Annotated in this window: 13 protein-coding genes; 4 read left to right on the forward strand and 9 right to left on the reverse strand. The window is 66.0% G+C overall.

Translation table 11 applies throughout. The annotated features are described in order from the left end of the window. Positions 1 to 10: 10 nt before the first annotated feature. Positions 11 to 1,057 carry an ABC transporter substrate-binding protein gene (locus tag HL671_RS18650; protein WP_012046346.1) on the forward strand — a complete coding sequence of 349 codons (1,047 nt, stop codon included), beginning with the start codon at positions 11 to 13 and terminating at the stop codon, positions 1,055 to 1,057. 222 nt (positions 1,058 to 1,279) lie between these two features. On the opposite strand, the gene HL671_RS18655 is transcribed toward HL671_RS18650, so the two are convergent. After that, the gene (locus HL671_RS18655) at positions 1,280 to 2,002 is read right to left on the reverse strand and encodes a pyridoxamine 5'-phosphate oxidase family protein (RefSeq protein ID WP_012046345.1); all 723 of its coding nucleotides are present in this window, start codon (positions 2,000 to 2,002) and stop codon (positions 1,280 to 1,282) included. A 64-nt stretch (positions 2,003 to 2,066) separates the two neighbouring features. Between HL671_RS18655 and HL671_RS39320 the strand changes: the two genes are divergently transcribed. Together HL671_RS39320 and HL671_RS18660 are read left to right on the forward strand one after the other, a co-directional pair. Continuing rightward, positions 2,067 to 2,612 carry a GntR family transcriptional regulator gene (locus HL671_RS39320; RefSeq protein WP_463054350.1) on the forward strand — a complete coding sequence of 182 codons (546 nt, stop codon included), beginning with the start codon at positions 2,067 to 2,069 and terminating at the stop codon, positions 2,610 to 2,612. Further along, complete coding sequence (locus tag HL671_RS18660; RefSeq protein WP_463054351.1) at positions 2,498 to 3,517, forward strand: aminotransferase-like domain-containing protein; 1,020 nt, start codon at positions 2,498 to 2,500, stop codon at positions 3,515 to 3,517. The genes HL671_RS39320 and HL671_RS18660 overlap by 115 nt, the downstream gene beginning before the upstream one ends. A 16-nt stretch (positions 3,518 to 3,533) precedes the next feature. Here the strand turns inward: HL671_RS18660 and HL671_RS18665 are convergent, their stop codons facing one another. Further along, positions 3,534 to 4,112 carry a hypothetical protein gene (locus HL671_RS18665; protein WP_172237404.1) on the reverse strand — a complete coding sequence of 193 codons (579 nt, stop codon included), beginning with the start codon at positions 4,110 to 4,112 and terminating at the stop codon, positions 3,534 to 3,536. 229 nt (positions 4,113 to 4,341) lie between these two features. Here HL671_RS18665 and HL671_RS18670 point away from each other — a divergent pair, with 229 nt between their 5' ends. After that, positions 4,342 to 5,430: an SMP-30/gluconolactonase/LRE family protein gene (locus HL671_RS18670; protein ID WP_172237406.1), complete on the forward strand. Its 1,089-nt coding sequence runs from the start codon at positions 4,342 to 4,344 to the stop codon at positions 5,428 to 5,430. 79 nt (positions 5,431 to 5,509) lie between these two features. Here HL671_RS18670 and HL671_RS18675 read toward each other — a convergent pair whose 3' ends face one another. The 7 genes from HL671_RS18675 to HL671_RS18705 all read right to left on the reverse strand — a co-directional run bounded on the left by HL671_RS18675 (position 5,510) and on the right by HL671_RS18705 (position 14,833). Next, positions 5,510 to 6,304 (reverse strand): class II aldolase/adducin family protein, encoded by a 795-nt coding sequence (locus HL671_RS18675; RefSeq protein WP_012046341.1) that lies wholly within the window; start codon positions 6,302 to 6,304, stop codon positions 5,510 to 5,512. 181 nt (positions 6,305 to 6,485) lie between these two features. Beyond that, positions 6,486 to 8,027 carry a galactarate dehydratase gene (gene garD / locus HL671_RS18680; RefSeq protein WP_172237408.1) on the reverse strand — a complete coding sequence of 514 codons (1,542 nt, stop codon included), beginning with the start codon at positions 8,025 to 8,027 and terminating at the stop codon, positions 6,486 to 6,488. Between the two features lie 238 nt (positions 8,028 to 8,265). Next, positions 8,266 to 9,714, reverse strand: a complete 1,449-nt coding sequence (locus HL671_RS18685) for an aldehyde dehydrogenase family protein (RefSeq protein ID WP_012046339.1) — start codon at positions 9,712 to 9,714, stop codon at positions 8,266 to 8,268. Between the two features lie 53 nt (positions 9,715 to 9,767). Beyond that, positions 9,768 to 11,123, reverse strand: coding sequence for a glucarate dehydratase (gene gudD, locus HL671_RS18690; protein ID WP_172237410.1), 1,356 nt, complete (start codon positions 11,121 to 11,123; stop codon positions 9,768 to 9,770). A 177-nt stretch (positions 11,124 to 11,300) separates the two neighbouring features. Then, a complete protein-coding gene (gene kdgD / locus HL671_RS18695; protein WP_172237412.1) occupies positions 11,301 to 12,242 on the reverse strand; it encodes a 5-dehydro-4-deoxyglucarate dehydratase in 942 nt (313 codons plus the stop codon). A 136-nt stretch (positions 12,243 to 12,378) separates the two neighbouring features. Next, the gene (locus HL671_RS18700; RefSeq protein WP_172237414.1) at positions 12,379 to 13,284 is read right to left on the reverse strand and encodes a LysR family transcriptional regulator; all 906 of its coding nucleotides are present in this window, start codon (positions 13,282 to 13,284) and stop codon (positions 12,379 to 12,381) included. A 211-nt stretch (positions 13,285 to 13,495) separates the two neighbouring features. After that, a complete protein-coding gene (locus tag HL671_RS18705; RefSeq protein ID WP_172237416.1) occupies positions 13,496 to 14,833 on the reverse strand; it encodes an MFS transporter in 1,338 nt (445 codons plus the stop codon). Positions 14,834 to 14,873: the final 40 nt, after the last annotated feature.

Here is a 14,873-nt window from a genome sequence, read left to right on the forward strand (position 1 = left end):
AGATCACGCCATGATCGATGCTCGCCGCGCGCTCGGCTCAGCCCTCGCGCTCATGCTCGCCACCGCCGCTGCGCAGGCCGAGACGAAGACGCTCTATGTCGGCATGAACGGCGGCAATTTCGAGCGCACCTATACGCAGGCGGTGTTTCCGGATTTCGAGAAGGCCAACGACGTCAAGATCGTCGTTGTGCCCGGGACCTCCTCGGAGATCCTCGCCAAGGCGATCGCCGCGAAAGACAGGCCGCAGATGCACCTGATGTTTCTCGATGATGGCGTGATGATCCGCGCGGCAGGTTTGGGCCTGTGCGAGAAGCTGAAGCCGAGCGATGGCCTGGCGCAGCTCGAGCCGTTCGCGCGGCTGAAGAACGACATCGCCGCCGGCATCGACATCGGCATGACCGGGCTCGCCTACAACAAGAAGCTGTTCGACGACAAGGGCTGGGCGGCGCCGACGTCGTGGCTCGATCTCGCCGACCCCAAGTTCAAGGACAAGGTCGTGTTTCAATCGGCCTCGGTGTCCACCTTCGGACTGCACGCCTTCCTGATGTTCAACCGCATCAACGGCGGCAGCGAGGCCAATGTCGAGCCGGGCTTCAAGGCGTTCCCCGAGACGATCGGCAAGAACGTGCTCGAATACATCCCGAACTCGGCCAAGATCTCCGAGATGGTGCAGACCGGCGAGGCCGCGATCTTTCCGCTCACGCCGACCGCGGTGTCGACGCTGAAGGAGAAGGGTATTCCGGTCGAATATGCGCAGCCGAAGGAGGGCTCCGTCGTGCTGATGGTGGCCGAATGCGTGATCGCCAACAATTCGGAAGCGGAACTGGCGCAGAAGCTCGCTGCCTATCTGCTGTCGCCGGACGCCCAGGCGAAGGCGCTTGCCGCCGGCAACATCGTGCCCTCCAACACGGCAGCGAAGGCCACGACGCCCGCCGCCGAGCAGAAGCTCGCGACGTTCCACACCTATATGAAGACCGCGATCACGCTGGATTGGGACGGCATCAACGCCAGGCGCGCCGAATGGAATACGCGCTGGAACAGGATGATCGAGCGCTAGGCTGGCGTCGTTCCGTCGTCATTGCGAACGAACCAAAGCAGTCCAGACCTTTCGCGCGGCCTCTGGATCGCTTCGCGGGCGACGACGGAGAGCGTGTCGGGCGACGCCTGCTCCGATCGTCATTGCGAGGAGCGAAGCGACGAAGCAATCCAGGGCTCCGCAGGGACTCTGGCTTGCGTCAGAGCTTGCGCGTCTCGCAATGACGGAAGCGAGAAAGGCGAGCTATCCCGCCGGATAGCTCATTGCATAGGTCTCTGTCAGCGCCTCATCCAGGCGCCGTCCAGTTCTGAAGGCTGAGAGCGTCGCAGGGCGCGTCACGCCAGGCAACAGCCGGCCGTCGGGCTCCGGCGGCTCGATCACGGTGCGCACCGGAATTCGCTCGGCATAGATCGGCAGCAAATAGTCCTCTTCATCATCGATGACGCCGGCGGCGCGGATCTTGGCGGACGCTTTCTCGATGTCCATGGTCACGACCGACGTCGCCTTGAGCTCCTGCTCCGTGGTCGGGCGCAACGTCGCGGTGCGGCCTGGAAACAGACGGTCGACCATCATGGTCAGTGCCCGCGACTTGTCTGTCTGGTCCTCAATCAGCCGCGCATGGCCGAACGCCATCACCGAGCGATAATCTGCGGAGTGATGGAAGGCGCTGCGCGCCAGCACGAGACTGTCGAGATGCGTCACGGTCAGGCAGGCCGGCTGTCCTTCGGACAAATTGCGCAGCATCCGGCTGGCGCTCGAGCCATGCCAGTACAGCGTCGTTCCCTCGCGCCAATAGAGCGTCGGCGTGCAGTAGGGCTGGCCCTCGATCACGTAGGAGACATGGCAGAGAGCGGCCGAGTCGAGCAGGGCGTGCACCGTGGCGTGATCGTAATGTGCGCGCTGATGTCTCCGCTTGACGCGATTGGTGTCGTCGATGGGATAGCTCGCCGCTGGTGCCTCGGTCATCGTCAGTCTCCTGTTTGCGGCGAACTGATGCCATGGCAAAGTGGTTGCCGGGAGTTCCACTTTGATGCCAAACAGAGCAACCACTTTGCGGCGCCGCGACGATGTGCTGGCGCTGCCGATCCGGCTCGATCGGGCCATTCGCAGCCAGTCGCAGCAGGTCCACAGCGCGCTGCGCGCCGGCATCATCGACGGCCTGCTCGCGCCTGGCCTGCGGCTGCCCTCGACGCGCGCGCTCGCCGAGCAACTCGGCGTCCGGCGCAACGCGATCGTTGCCGCCTACGAGGCCCTGCTGTCGGACGGCCTGGTCGAGGCGCGCCATGGCGCGGGCACCTATGTCGCGGCCGAGCTGCCGGCGCCACCGGCTGCGGCGCCGATGGCCGAACTGGATATCCGCATTCCGCCACGCCGCCCGTTCGCGCTCGGCGTCACGCTGGTCGACCCGGTGCTGCTGAAGCGACTCGCCGCGGCCAGCCGCGGCGTCGGATCGCGCAGGCCGTGCCGGATGATCTCGGCTATGGCGATCCGCGCGGCAGCCTGCATCTGCCTACCCAGGTCGCGCATTATCTCGCCGCCAATCGCGGCGTCCGCTGTGACCCCAGCTGTATCCTGATCGTCAGTGGCACCCAGCACGGGCTGCGGCTGTGCATCGATGCGCTGCTCGCGCCGGGAGACGCGGTCTGGTTCGAGGATCCTGGCTATTTCGCCTCGCGCCATACGTTGCGGGCGACCGGGGTGACGCTCGTCCCGGTGCCGGTCGATGGCGAGGGCATCGTCGTGACCGCAGGCGAGAAGGCAGATGCTGCGGCGAAGGCCGCCTATGTCACGCCCTCGCACCAGTTTCCGACCGGCGTCGCGATGAGCATGGCGCGCCGGATCGCGCTGCTCGACTGGGCGCGCCGGGCCGGTGCCTATATTTTCGAAGACGACTATGACAGCGAGTATCGCTTCGCCGGTCCGCCGCTCACGGCGCTCGCCGGCATCGGCGCCGAACGCGTGATCTATCTCGGCACGTTCGCCAAGACGCTGTTTGCCGGGCTCAGGCTCGGCTATCTCGTGGTGCCGCCAGCCCTGGTCGCACGCGTCGTCGCCGCGCGCGCAGCGCAGGACCGGTTTCCGCCCGTTTTCATGCAGGACGCGCTGGCCGATCTGATGGCCGACGGCGTGATCTCAGCCCATATGCGGCGGATGCGCCCGCGCTATCGTCAGGCCCGCGACGTCGTGGCGGACGCGCTCGCAAGATATGCCGGCGATTCGCTCCATCTCGCCGCGCCGGCGCAGGGGCTGCACCTGTTGGCCACCCTGCCGCACGGTGCGCCGAAAGGGGCCGCGAAGCTGATCCGGGAGCGGGCGGACATCGAATGCCGGCTGTTGTCGGATGCCCGGATCGTGCAGCGCGGACCGGACGGCTTCATCCTGGGCTACTCGGGGTTTGCGACCCACGATCTGACCGGGGCGGCAAGGCGGCTCGGGCGTGCCGCCCAGGAGATCCTGTCACAAGCCGGACGCGCGCGCTGAACTCCAGGAGGCGATCTTAAGGATAGGGGTCGTGTGCGGCGTCCGTCATGGTCTGGCGCACCCGGCGCAACGTGATGGGCGTGCCGTCGGAAACGAACTGCAGCTCATAAGCGCGGCCGCTGTCGTCCTTGGCCGAGCAAGTCACGCTCGTCACCTTGAGCATCGCGAAATTGCCGACCTGCCGGCAGTGTCCCGACGAGCTCTGGGTTGCGGGCACCGGAATGCCGTCGACCTTCGGGCGGGTTTTCGAGTTGAGCAGCATGCGGTCGATCGGCAGCTCGTAGACGTTCTGAATCGACCGCCGGCCATTGATGCCGGAGAAGGCGATGATGTGGCTTTCGTCGGCGGGATCGTCGAGAGCCACCGTGAAGTGCGCCCGGCCTTTCTCGCTGTGGAAGAACGCCACGGTCTTGCAGGGGAAATCCCGGCCGTCGACCTTCAAGGTCCGGCAGCTGCCGGACATCAGGGCATAGAGGTCGATGTCAGGCTGCTCCTCCGGCAAGTTCGTGACCGGCATCGGCTGCTGCGCGACGCATGGCGTGCTCAGGCCGAGGCTGAGCGCAACGGCGACGAGGCGAGGAAAGTGAAAGGTCATCCGCGGGGTCAGCCTGAAGGGAATCATGTCTGCGCAATAGGTTAAGCGATGTGTCAGCTTTGCGGCGAAACAACGGCCGCCCGATGCCAATTGCCGGACATTGCGCCGCAGTATGCCGCTCGATTCGCCTTCGATACCGCAAAAACCTTTAGAAAGTTCCGCGTTCAGCTCCTATGGGAAGAGCATGGCCGGTTCACGGCCCAACATAAGAACGACATGGAGGAAACGGATGACAGTGTCGCGTCGCGGCATTCTTTCGGCCGCGCTCAGCGGAGCAGCGCTTGCGGTCTCGGGGCAGGCGAGGGCGCAATCCTTCGGGTTCAAGCCCAACCAGCGCTATCCCGATCCCGCGGTCGAGATCCTCGATCCCAGCTTCGCCAAGTATCGCCTCTACAGTTCGACCGTCGAACAGCTCGCCAGCGGCATGCGCTGGGCGGAAGGGCCGGCCTATTTCCCCGAGGAAGGCTATCTGCTGCTCAGCGACATTCCGAACAACCGGATCATGAAATACAGCGAGAAGGACGGCAGCTTCACCGTCTTCCGCAGCCCTGCGAACTATGCCAACGGCAACACGCGCGATCGTCAGGGCCGGCTGGTCAGCTGCGAGCATTCGGTGACGCGGCGCATCACCCGCACCGAGAAGAACGGCGTTGTCACCGTGCTCGCTGACAGCTTCGAAGGCAAGCGGCTCAACGCGCCGAACGACATCGTGGTGAAGTCCGACGACACGATCTGGTTCACCGATCCGCTGTTCGGCATCAACGGCAATTGGGAAGGCTTCAAGGCCAAGTCGGAGCAGGCCAATACCAACGTGTTCCGGATCGGCACCGACGGCAAGCTCACGGCCGTCATCACCGACCTCGTCAACCCGAACGGGCTCGCCTTCTCGCCGGACGAGAAGAAGCTCTATGTCGTGGAGTGGAAAGGCACGCCCAACCGCAGCATCTGGAGCTACGACGTCAACGCCGACGGCTCGGTCGGCAACAAGGTGAAGCTGATCGATGCCGCCGACCAGGGCTCGCTCGATGGCTTCCGCGTCGACCGCGACGGCAATCTCTGGTGCGGCTGGGGGTCGAACGGCGCGCTGGCCGCCGAGCCGGTCGACGTCGATGGCCGCAAGGTCTATCCGCTCAAGGCCAAGTCGGAGGATCTCGACGGCGTCATGGTGTTCAATCCCTTGGGCAAGCCGATCGGCTTCATCCGGCTGCCCGAGCGCTGCGCCAATTTGACGTTCGGTGGGCCGAAGAACAACCGCCTCTACATGGCGGCGTCGCATTCGCTCTACGCGCTCTATGTCGAGACGGAGGGCGCGGTGTAGGACGACGTCGACGCTGCGGCGTCATCCAGGGGGCAGCAGGTCCGGGCTGCCCTGATGGAAGCTGCAGCGTCGTCGGGACCTACTTCGTTGATTGTGCCTTCTGCTTCCACAGCACCCAGGCGCGGTCCATGATCACCATGTTGACGCCGTCGGCCTTGGCGGCCTCCTCGGCGCTGAGATAGGTCACCTCGGTGCCGAGGCCCATCGCCTGCGCCTGCAGCCGCGCATTGACGTCGGTGTAATAGGCGCGGAACACGGCCGCCTGCACCGCCGGGCCGACGGTGACGTCGCCATGGCCGCGCATCAGCACCACGGATTTGTCGCCGAGCGCTGTCGCGAGCGATTTGCCGATGGCGTTGTTGCGCACCAGCATGTCGGTCGCGCCGAATTCCTTGCCGATGTCCCACACCGGCGCGCCCTCGCCGAGGAAGGCGGCGTTGTGATAGAGCGGGCGCAACGGCGTCCGGCTGACGCTGAAGGGGATGACGCCGGGTGAATGCGTATGCACGACGGCGTTGACGTCCGGGCGGGCCCTGTAGACCTCGGCATGGATGAAGCGTTCGAGGAACACGGCGCGGTTCTTCGCATCGACCGGCTCGCCGTTCTCGTCGAACTCCATGATGTCATTGGCCGTGACCTGCGCCGGTGCGATCGAGCGCGCCATCAGGAAATGGCGCGGATTGGCAGGGCTGCGCGCGCTGACATGGCCAAAGGCGTCGACGATTCCAAGATCGGCGAGCACGCGGCTGCCGGTCGCGATATCCTCGAGCAGCTCGCGGGGGACGCCGGGGATGGCGTCCTCGGCGCGAGCGGGGGCGGCGGAGAGGAGGAGGGCGGTGACCGCGATCGCGGCGAAGCGGCTGAAGCTGGACATCTCGTGGTTTCCCTCCCCGATCCTCGTTACCTAGGTTAGCGCTTCAGCATACGCGTCATTGCGAGCGCAGCGAGGCAATCCAGAGTCGTTGTTGCAGCCCCTGGATTGCGTCGCTGCGCTCGCAATGACGGGGAGAGGTCGGAGCGACACAATGACCATGGCAGGTCGAGCGCGTTCTCCCTCAGGTCACTGGAGCCGGATTGAACAGGGTCAGATCGTTATGGATGCCCCAGCGATCGGACCATGGCTTTGTGCGGCCCGAGGCGACGTCGAGGATAAGCTTGAACAGCTCCCAGCCGGTCTCCTCGATGGTCATCTCGCCGGTGGCGATGCGGCCGGCGTCGAAGTCGATCAGATCCTTCCAGCGCCGCGCCAGCTCGCTGCGGGTGGCGACCTTGATGACGGGGGCGGCGGCCAGGCCATAGGGCGTGCCGCGGCCGGTGGTGAACACCTGCAGGGTCATGCCGGAGGCGAGCTGAAGCGTGCCGCAGATGAAGTCGGAGGCGGGCGTCGCCGCGAACAGCATGCCCTTCTGCTTGGCCTTCTCGCCCGGGGCCAATACGCCATGGATCGGGCCGGAGCCGGACTTCACGATCGAGCCCAAGGATTTCTCGACGATGTTGGCGAGGCCGCCCTTCTTGTTGCCCGGCGTCGTGTTGGCGCTGCGATCGGCGCCGCCGCGCTTGAGATAGGCGTCGTACCAGTCCATCTCGCGGATCAGCGCGCGGCCAACGTCCTCGTTGATGGCGCGTCGGGTCAGCAATTGGATCGCGTCGCGTACCTCGGTGACTTCCGAGAACATCACGGTGGCGCCGGCGCGGACCAGGAGGTCCGCGGCGAAGCCGACCGCGGGGTTCGCCGTGACACCGGAGAACGCGTCGCTGCCGCCGCATTGCAGGCCGATCACGAGATCGGACGCCGGGCAGGTCTCGCGCCTGCGCTTGTTGAGCTGGGCGAGGCGCCGGTCGGCCTGGGTCATGATGGCCTCGACGATCGCGCCGAAGCCGTCGAAGGCCTCGTCCTGCATGCGCACGATCGAGTCCTCGGTGCCTTCCGGCAGCAGCCGCTCCGGCGCGAGCTTCTCGCAGCCGAGTCCGACGACCAGGATCTCGCCGCCGAAATTCGGGTTCAGCGCGAGGTTCTGCAAGGTGCGGATCGGCACCACGGCGTCGGGCGCCGAGATCGCGACGCCACAGCCATAGGCGTGGGTCAGCGCGACGACGTCGTCGACATTCGGGTATTTCGGCAAGAGCTCGCTCTTGATCCGCTTGATCGCGAATTCCAGCGTGCCCTTCACGCATTGCACTGACGTCGAGATGCCCAGCACGTTGCGGGTGCCGACCGAGCCGTCGGCGTTGCGATAGCCCTCGAACGTGTAGCCTTCGAGCGGCGGCAGCGGCGCCGGCACGGCGGTCGAGATCTCGAGCTTGTCGAGCCCGGGAGCCTCGGGCATGTCGATGCGGGCCTCGTCGACCCATTCGCCGGCTGCGATCGGTGACTTCGCAGTGCCGATGATCTCGCCGTAGCGAATGATCGGCGCGCCCTCGGGAATGTCGACCAGCGCCGTCTTGTGGCCCTGCGGGACGAAGCTCTTCAGCGTCAGGCCGTCAGGGAATTTGGTGCCGGCGGGCAGGCCGAAATCGTTCACCACGATCGCGACATTGTCGCGCGCGTTGAGCTTGATGGTGCGCGGCTCCTGATTGGCGACGACCTGCTGGTTCATGCTGGCTCCGTTCCGCTTCAGCTTCCCTAGGGTGGCCAAGCGATGCGTGCCCACCGTCTTTCAAATCGCTCGACGATCGGGGGGCACAGCGCTTGCGCTCCTTTGCCCACCCTCCAGATCCTTAGTTGTCGTCATTGCGAGGAGCGAAGCGACGAAGCAATCCAGAATCTTTTTCCTGGCTCCTGGATTGCTTCGCTTCGCTCGCAATGACGAGTCCTAGTGGTCGTGTCTCGCCAGCTCACACCGGGAAGGTGTAGGCCGTCTTTACCGTCGTGTAGAACTCGCGCGCGTAGGAGCCCTGCTCGCGGGCGCCGTAGCTCGAGCCTTTGCGGCCGCCGAACGGGACGTGGTAGTCGACGCCGGCGGTCGGCAGATTGACCATCACCATGCCGGCCTCGCTGTTGCGTTTGAAGTGCGAGGCGTATTTCAGGCTGGTGGTGCAGACGCCCGCGGCGAGGCCGAACTCGGTGTCGTTGGAGATCGCCAGCGCCTCGTCGTAGTTCTTGGCGCGGATGACGCAGGCGACCGGCCCGAAGATCTCCTCGCGCGCGATGCGCATATTGTTGGTGGCCTCGGTGAACAGCGCCGGCTGCATGTAGAAGCCGGGCGTCTCGCGGTTCAGCAGCTCGCCGCCCCAGGCGAGTTTCGCGCCTTCGTCCTGGCCGATCTTCAGATAGCGCTGGTCCTGCTCGAGCTGGTTGGCGTCGACCACCGGGCCGATATGGGTGCCCTGCTTGACGGCGTCATCGACCACGAGGCCCTTCAGCCGCTCGGTCAGCGCAGCCACGAATGTATCGTGGATGCCCTCGGTCACGATCAGGCGCGAGGACGCCGTGCAGCGCTGGCCGGTGGAGAAATAGGCGCCGTTGGCGGCCGCCTCGACCGCGACCTTGACGTCGGCGTCGTCCAGCACGACCAGCGGATTCTTGCCGCCCATTTCGAGTTGGAACTTCTTCATCGGGTTCGAGAGCACGCAGGCCTGCGCGATCTTGCGGCCGGTGCCGACCGAGCCGGTGAAGGAGATCGCGGCGACGTCGGGATGCTCGAGCAGGGTTTGGCCGACCACCGAGCCGGAGCCGACCACGAGGTTGAACACGCCGGCAGGAAGGCCGGAGCGCGCGATGATCTCGGACAGCGCATGCGCCGAGCCCGGCACCAGCTCGGCCGGCTTGAACACCACGGTGTTGCCGTAGCAGAGGGCAGGGGCGATCTTCCAGGCGGGAATCGCGATCGGGAAATTCCAGGGCGTGATCATGCCGACGACGCCGACCGCCTCACGCGTGATCTCGACATCGAGGCCCGGACGGACCGAGGCGCCCTTCTCGCCGGTCAGGCGCAGCGCCTCGCCGGCAAAGAACGCGAAGATCTGGCCTGCGCGGGCGACCTCGCCGATGCCCTCCGGCAGGGTCTTGCCTTCCTCGCGGGCGAGCAGGCGGCCGAGCTCTTCCTTGCGCGACAGGATCTCCGCCGAGATCTTGTTCAGCGCGTCATAGCGCTCCTGCGGGGTCGAGCGCGACCAGGCGGGGAAGGCGGCCTTGGCGGCGGCGATCGCCTTCTCGGTCTGTGCGCGGTCGGCCTTGGCATATTCGCCGACGACGTCGTTGGTGTTGGACGGGTTGATGTTGCGGGTCACCCCGCTGCCGTCGACCCACTCGCCGGCAATGAAATTCTTGAGGATCGCGTTCATGTTGTTCTCCAGACTTTGCGCGATTGCTCGGACAATCTAACCGATCGCCCCCGTCATCGCACGAGACAGGGGCGCTTGTCGTCGAAGGTCCAGCCGGGGATCAGATACTGCATTGCGACGGCGTCGTCGCGGGCGCCGAGCCCGTGGCTCTTGTACAGAGCATGAGCCTTTTCGATGGCGCCGCGGTCGACCTCGATGCCGAGCCCGGGCTGCTCGGGCACGGCGATCCGGCCGCCCTTGATCTGCAGCGGCGCTTTCGTCAGGGCCTGGCCGTCCTGCCAGATCCAATGGGTGTCGATCGCGGTGACCTTGCCCGGGGCGGCGGCGGCAACATGGGTGAACATCGCCAGCGAAATGTCGAAATGGTTGTTGGAGTGTGAACCCCAGGTGAGGCCGTTGTCGCGGCAGGTCTGGGCGACGCGCACCGAGCCCTGCATCGTCCAGAAATGGGGGTCGGCCAGGGGGATGTCGACCGCACCCAGCCGCAGCGCATGGCTGAGCTGCCGCCAGTCGGTGGCGATCATGTTGGTGGCGGTCGGCAGGCCGGTGGCACGGCGGAACTCGGCCATGATCTCGCGGCCGGAGAAGCCGGCTTCGGCGCCGCATGGGTCCTCGGCGTAAGCGAGGATGCCGTGCATGTCCTTGCACAGCCGGATCGCCTCATCGAGCGACCAGGCGCCGTTCGGGTCGAGCGTGACGCGCGCCTGCGGAAAGCGCTTGGCGATCGCCGTCACCGCCTCGATCTCGGCCTCGCCCTTGAGCACGCCGCCCTTCAGCTTGAAGTCGGCGAAGCCGTAGGCGTCATGCGTGGCCTCGGCGAGCCGCACCACGGCCTCGGGCGTCATCGCCTCATGGTGGCGCAGGGTGAACCAGCCATCACGCTCGCCTTCGCCCGTCGCGTAGGGCAGGTCGGTCTTCTTGCGATCGCCGATGAAGAAGAGATAGCCGAGCGCCTCGACCGAGGTCCGCTGCTGGCCTTCGCCGAGCAGCGCCGCGACCGGCAGGCCGAGATGCTGGCCCAAGAGGTCGAGCAGCGCGGATTCGACCGCGGTGACAGCGTGGATCATCACGCGCAGATCGAATGTCTGCTTGCCGCGGCCGCCGGCGTCGCGGTCGGCGAAGGCGGTGCGCATCGACGCCAGGATCGTGTTGCAGGCGCCGATGCTCTGGCCGACGATCAGGCTCTTGGCATCCTCCAGCGTCTGCCGGATCTTCTCGCCGCCCGGCACCTCGCCGACGCCGGTGTGGCCGGCATTGTCAGTGAGGATGACGAGGTTGCGGGTGAAGAACGGCCCATGCGCGCCTGAGAGGTTGAGCAGCATGCTGTCACGCCCGGCGACCGGAATGACCTCCATGCCGATGACGACCGGCGCGCCGGAAATCCCGGTGCGGGTGGCTTCGTGACTCATCGTGCTCCTCCGTCGTCGTCTCTCGTTCTTGGCGCCGCGTCCCCTCATGGTGAGGAGGCGCGCAGCGCCGTCTCGAACCATGAGGCCCCGGCTGTGGCCTCATCCTTCGAGACGCTTGCTGCGCAAGCTCCTCAGGATGAGGGACAGGCCGTCGCCGCAGCGACGGCAGCCTCAATCTTACTCCGCCGCCTGGCTCACCGCCGCTGCCGGCAGCGCCTTCACCAGCGCGGTCAGCTCGGCCATCTCGGCTGCATCGAGGTCGGTCAGCGGCAGGCGGACCGGGCCGGAATCGCGGCCGATGACCTTCATGCCGGCCTTGATGATCGAGACCGCGTAACCCTTCTTACGGTTGCGTATCGCGATCAGCGGCAAAATGAAATCCTTCAATCCGGCATGGATGGTGGCGTGGTCGCGCTTGCGCACTGCGGCATAGAAGTTCGTCGCGAACTCCGGCACAAAGTTGAACACGGCCGACGAGTAGGTCGTCACGCCCATGTCGAGATAGGGCAGCGCGAAGGTTTCCGCCGTCGGCAGGCCGCCGATATAGGTCAGGCGGTCGCCCATCTTGCTGTAGACCCGGGTCATCAGCTCGATGTCGCCAATGCCGTCCTTGTAGCCGACCAGGTTCGGGCAGCGCTCGCACAGCCGCGCCAGAGTGTCTGGCTGCAGGATCGCATTGTCGCGATTGTAGACGATGACGCCGATCTTCACGGACTTGCAGACCGCCTCGACATGGGCGGCGAGGCCGTCCTGCTCGGCATGGGTCAGATAGGGCGGCAGCAGCAGCAGGCCGTCCGCGCCGGCCTTCTCGGCGCCGACGGCGATCTCGCGCGCGATGGCGGTGCCGTAGCCGGTGCCGGCCAGCACAGGCACGCGGCCGCGGGTCTCGTCGACGGCGACCCGCACCACCTCAGGCACTTCGGCCGGGGTCAGCGAGAAGAACTCGCCGGTGCCGCCGGCGGCGAACAGGCCGGCGACCTCGTAGCCGCACAGCCAGTCCATGTTGGCGCGATAGGTGGCCTCGTCGAACGAATAGTCGGCCTTGAACGGCGTCACGGGGAAGGAGAGCAGGCCGCTGCCGATTTTCGCAGCCATTTCCTGGGGGGTCATCTTGCTCATCGCGCGGGTCCTCAACCTTTGTTCCAGGAATAGACGCGGCGACTCCACCGGCGCGCGCATTCCTCGCGCCGTGTCGTAGGACCAAGTTCAATGCCGGTCCAAGCCAATCACGGTATTGATTGATGCTGGATGGGTATCAATCTTCCGCCTGCTGCAGCGCTGCGAGACCGCCGGCGATCGCGATCAGGGCCGGCAGCAGCGGATTGTCGTGATCGCGCCGCCAGACCAGGAACAGCTCGGCCGGAGTCGGGTTGCGCAGCTTCAGCGGCCGCAGCTTCACATCCGCGATCTTCAGGCTCGCGGCAGCTTCCGGCACGATCGCGAGCCCCAGACCGGCGCGCACCATCGCCAGGATGGAGTGGATCTGACTCAGATGCTGCACGTAGCGCGGCAGCACCTCGGCGCGCATGAATTGCGACACCAGCAGGTCGTGGAAATAGCGCGCCTCGGTCTGCGAATACATGATGAAGGGCTGGCCGTCGAAGTCGCGGATCGACACGCTCTCGGCGGCCGCGAGACGATGGCGGCGCGGCAGAGCGGCGCACAGCGGCTCGGCGACGACGCGGCGGGTGGCGAATTCCGGCCGCGCGATCGGCGGCCGCAGCAGGCCGGCGTCGATCTGGCCGGAGGCCAGCGCCTCGATCTGGTCGCCCGAGACCATCTCCTTCAGCGACAGGTCGGCCTCGGGCAGCTCGGTGCGGCAGGCGGCGACCAGATCGGGCAGGAAGCTGTAGGCCGCGGCGGCGGTGAAGCCGATCTTCAGCGAGCCGCTCTTGCCGCTGGCAATGCGCTGCGCCACCTGGGCGGCGCTCTCGGCCATCTTCAGGATGCGCCGCGCCTCGGGCAGGAAGCTGCGTCCCGCCGGCGTCAGCTTCACCGACCGGCTGGTGCGCTCGAGCAACGCGGCATCGATGATGTGCTCCAGCACCTGAATCTGCCGCGACAGCGGCGGCTGCGTCATGTTCAGCCGGACGGCGGCGCGGCCGAAATGCAGCTCCTCCGCCACGGTGACGAAGCAGCGCAGCTGGTTGAGGTCGAACATCGATGCCTCCCCGGCATGGATCGAGCAGGTCGTCCGGCCTTGGTAGCATTGATCAAGCGAGGTGGAAATGTCGATCGGGCGGGTTGGCGAAAGGCGGGCGGCGCAGGCGCGGCGAACAGGATGGTCGTGTGCGTCGCTCTGACGACGCGCAAAAAAAAACGGCGGCCGAGGCCGCCGTTCAAGTCGAGACCACGCTGATCGCGCGTGGTGCTCAGGAGGCTCGGAGTTGGACGCGCTGGATGCGGCCAACGATGAAGAGATAGGCAAACGCCGCCACCAGGGCATTGAGGCCGACGAACACCAGCGCGCCGTTGAAGGAGTTGGTGGCCGACAGGATGTAGCCGATCACGATCGGCGTGGTGATGCTGGAGAGGTTGCCGAAGGTGTTGAACAGGCCGCCGGAGACGCCGCCGGCTTCCTTCGGCGAGGTGTCGGAGACGACCGCCCAGCCGAGCGCACCGATGCCCTTGCCGAAGAAGGCGAGCGCCATCAGCCCGACCACCAGCGCCTGGCCGTCGACATAATTGCAGCCGATGATAGCCATGGACAGCAGCATGCCGCCGACGATCGGGATCTTGCGCGCCAGCGTCAGCGAGCCGGTCTTGCGCAGGATGGCGTCGGAGATGAAGCCGCCGAGCACGCCGCCGATGAAGCCGCACAGCGCCGGCAACGTGGCGACGAAGCCCGCCTGCAGGATCGACAGCCCGCGCTCCTTGACCAGATAGACCGGAAACCAGGTGAGGAAGAAATAGGTCAGCGTGTTGATGCAATACTGGCCGATATAGACGCCGAGCATCATGCGGTTGGAGAGCAACTGTCCGATATGCGACCAGGTCGGTCCGCCCGATGCGGTCTTGCCGTCTTGCGCGCCCTCCATGTCGACCAGCGCGCCGCCTTCCTTGATATAATCGAGCTCCGCCTCGTTGACGCCGGGATGCTCCTTGGGGCCGTACATGGTCTTGATCCAGACCAGGCCCATGAGGATGCCGAGCGCGCCCATCACGGTGAAGACGTGGCGCCAGCCGAATTCATGCGCGATCCAGCCCATCAGCGGCGCGAAGATCACAGTGGCGAAATACTGCCCGGAGTTGAAGAACGCCGATGCCGTGCCGCGCTCGTTGCTCGGAAACCAGGCGGCCACGATGCGCGCGTTGGCCGGGAAGCTCGGCGCCTCGGCGAGTCCGACCAGGAAGCGAAGGGCGAACAGCGCGACGATGGCCGCGCCGCCGGAGAAGAAGCCGATCCAGCCCTGCATCAGTGTGAAGATCGACCAGACGACGATGCTGCAGGCATAGACCCAGCGCGAGCCGAAGCGGTCGAGCAGCCAGCCGCCCGGCACCTGGGCAAGCACATAGGACCAGCCGAAGGCGGAGAATACATAGCCCATCGCGACAGGATCGAGATGCAGCTCCTTGGACAGCGCCGGTCCAGCGATCGACAGCGTGGCGCGGTCGGCATAGTTCACGGTCGTGACCAGGAACAGCATGGTCACGATGAGCAGCCGCACGCGCGATCGGCGCAATTCGGCCGTGGATACGATTGCGCTCATGCGCTCCACCTCTCTTGTAACGTTCCTCAAGGACTGTCCT

This window comes from Bradyrhizobium denitrificans (genome assembly GCF_013179005.1).
GTDB lineage: Bacteria > Pseudomonadota > Alphaproteobacteria > Rhizobiales > Xanthobacteraceae > Bradyrhizobium > Bradyrhizobium denitrificans.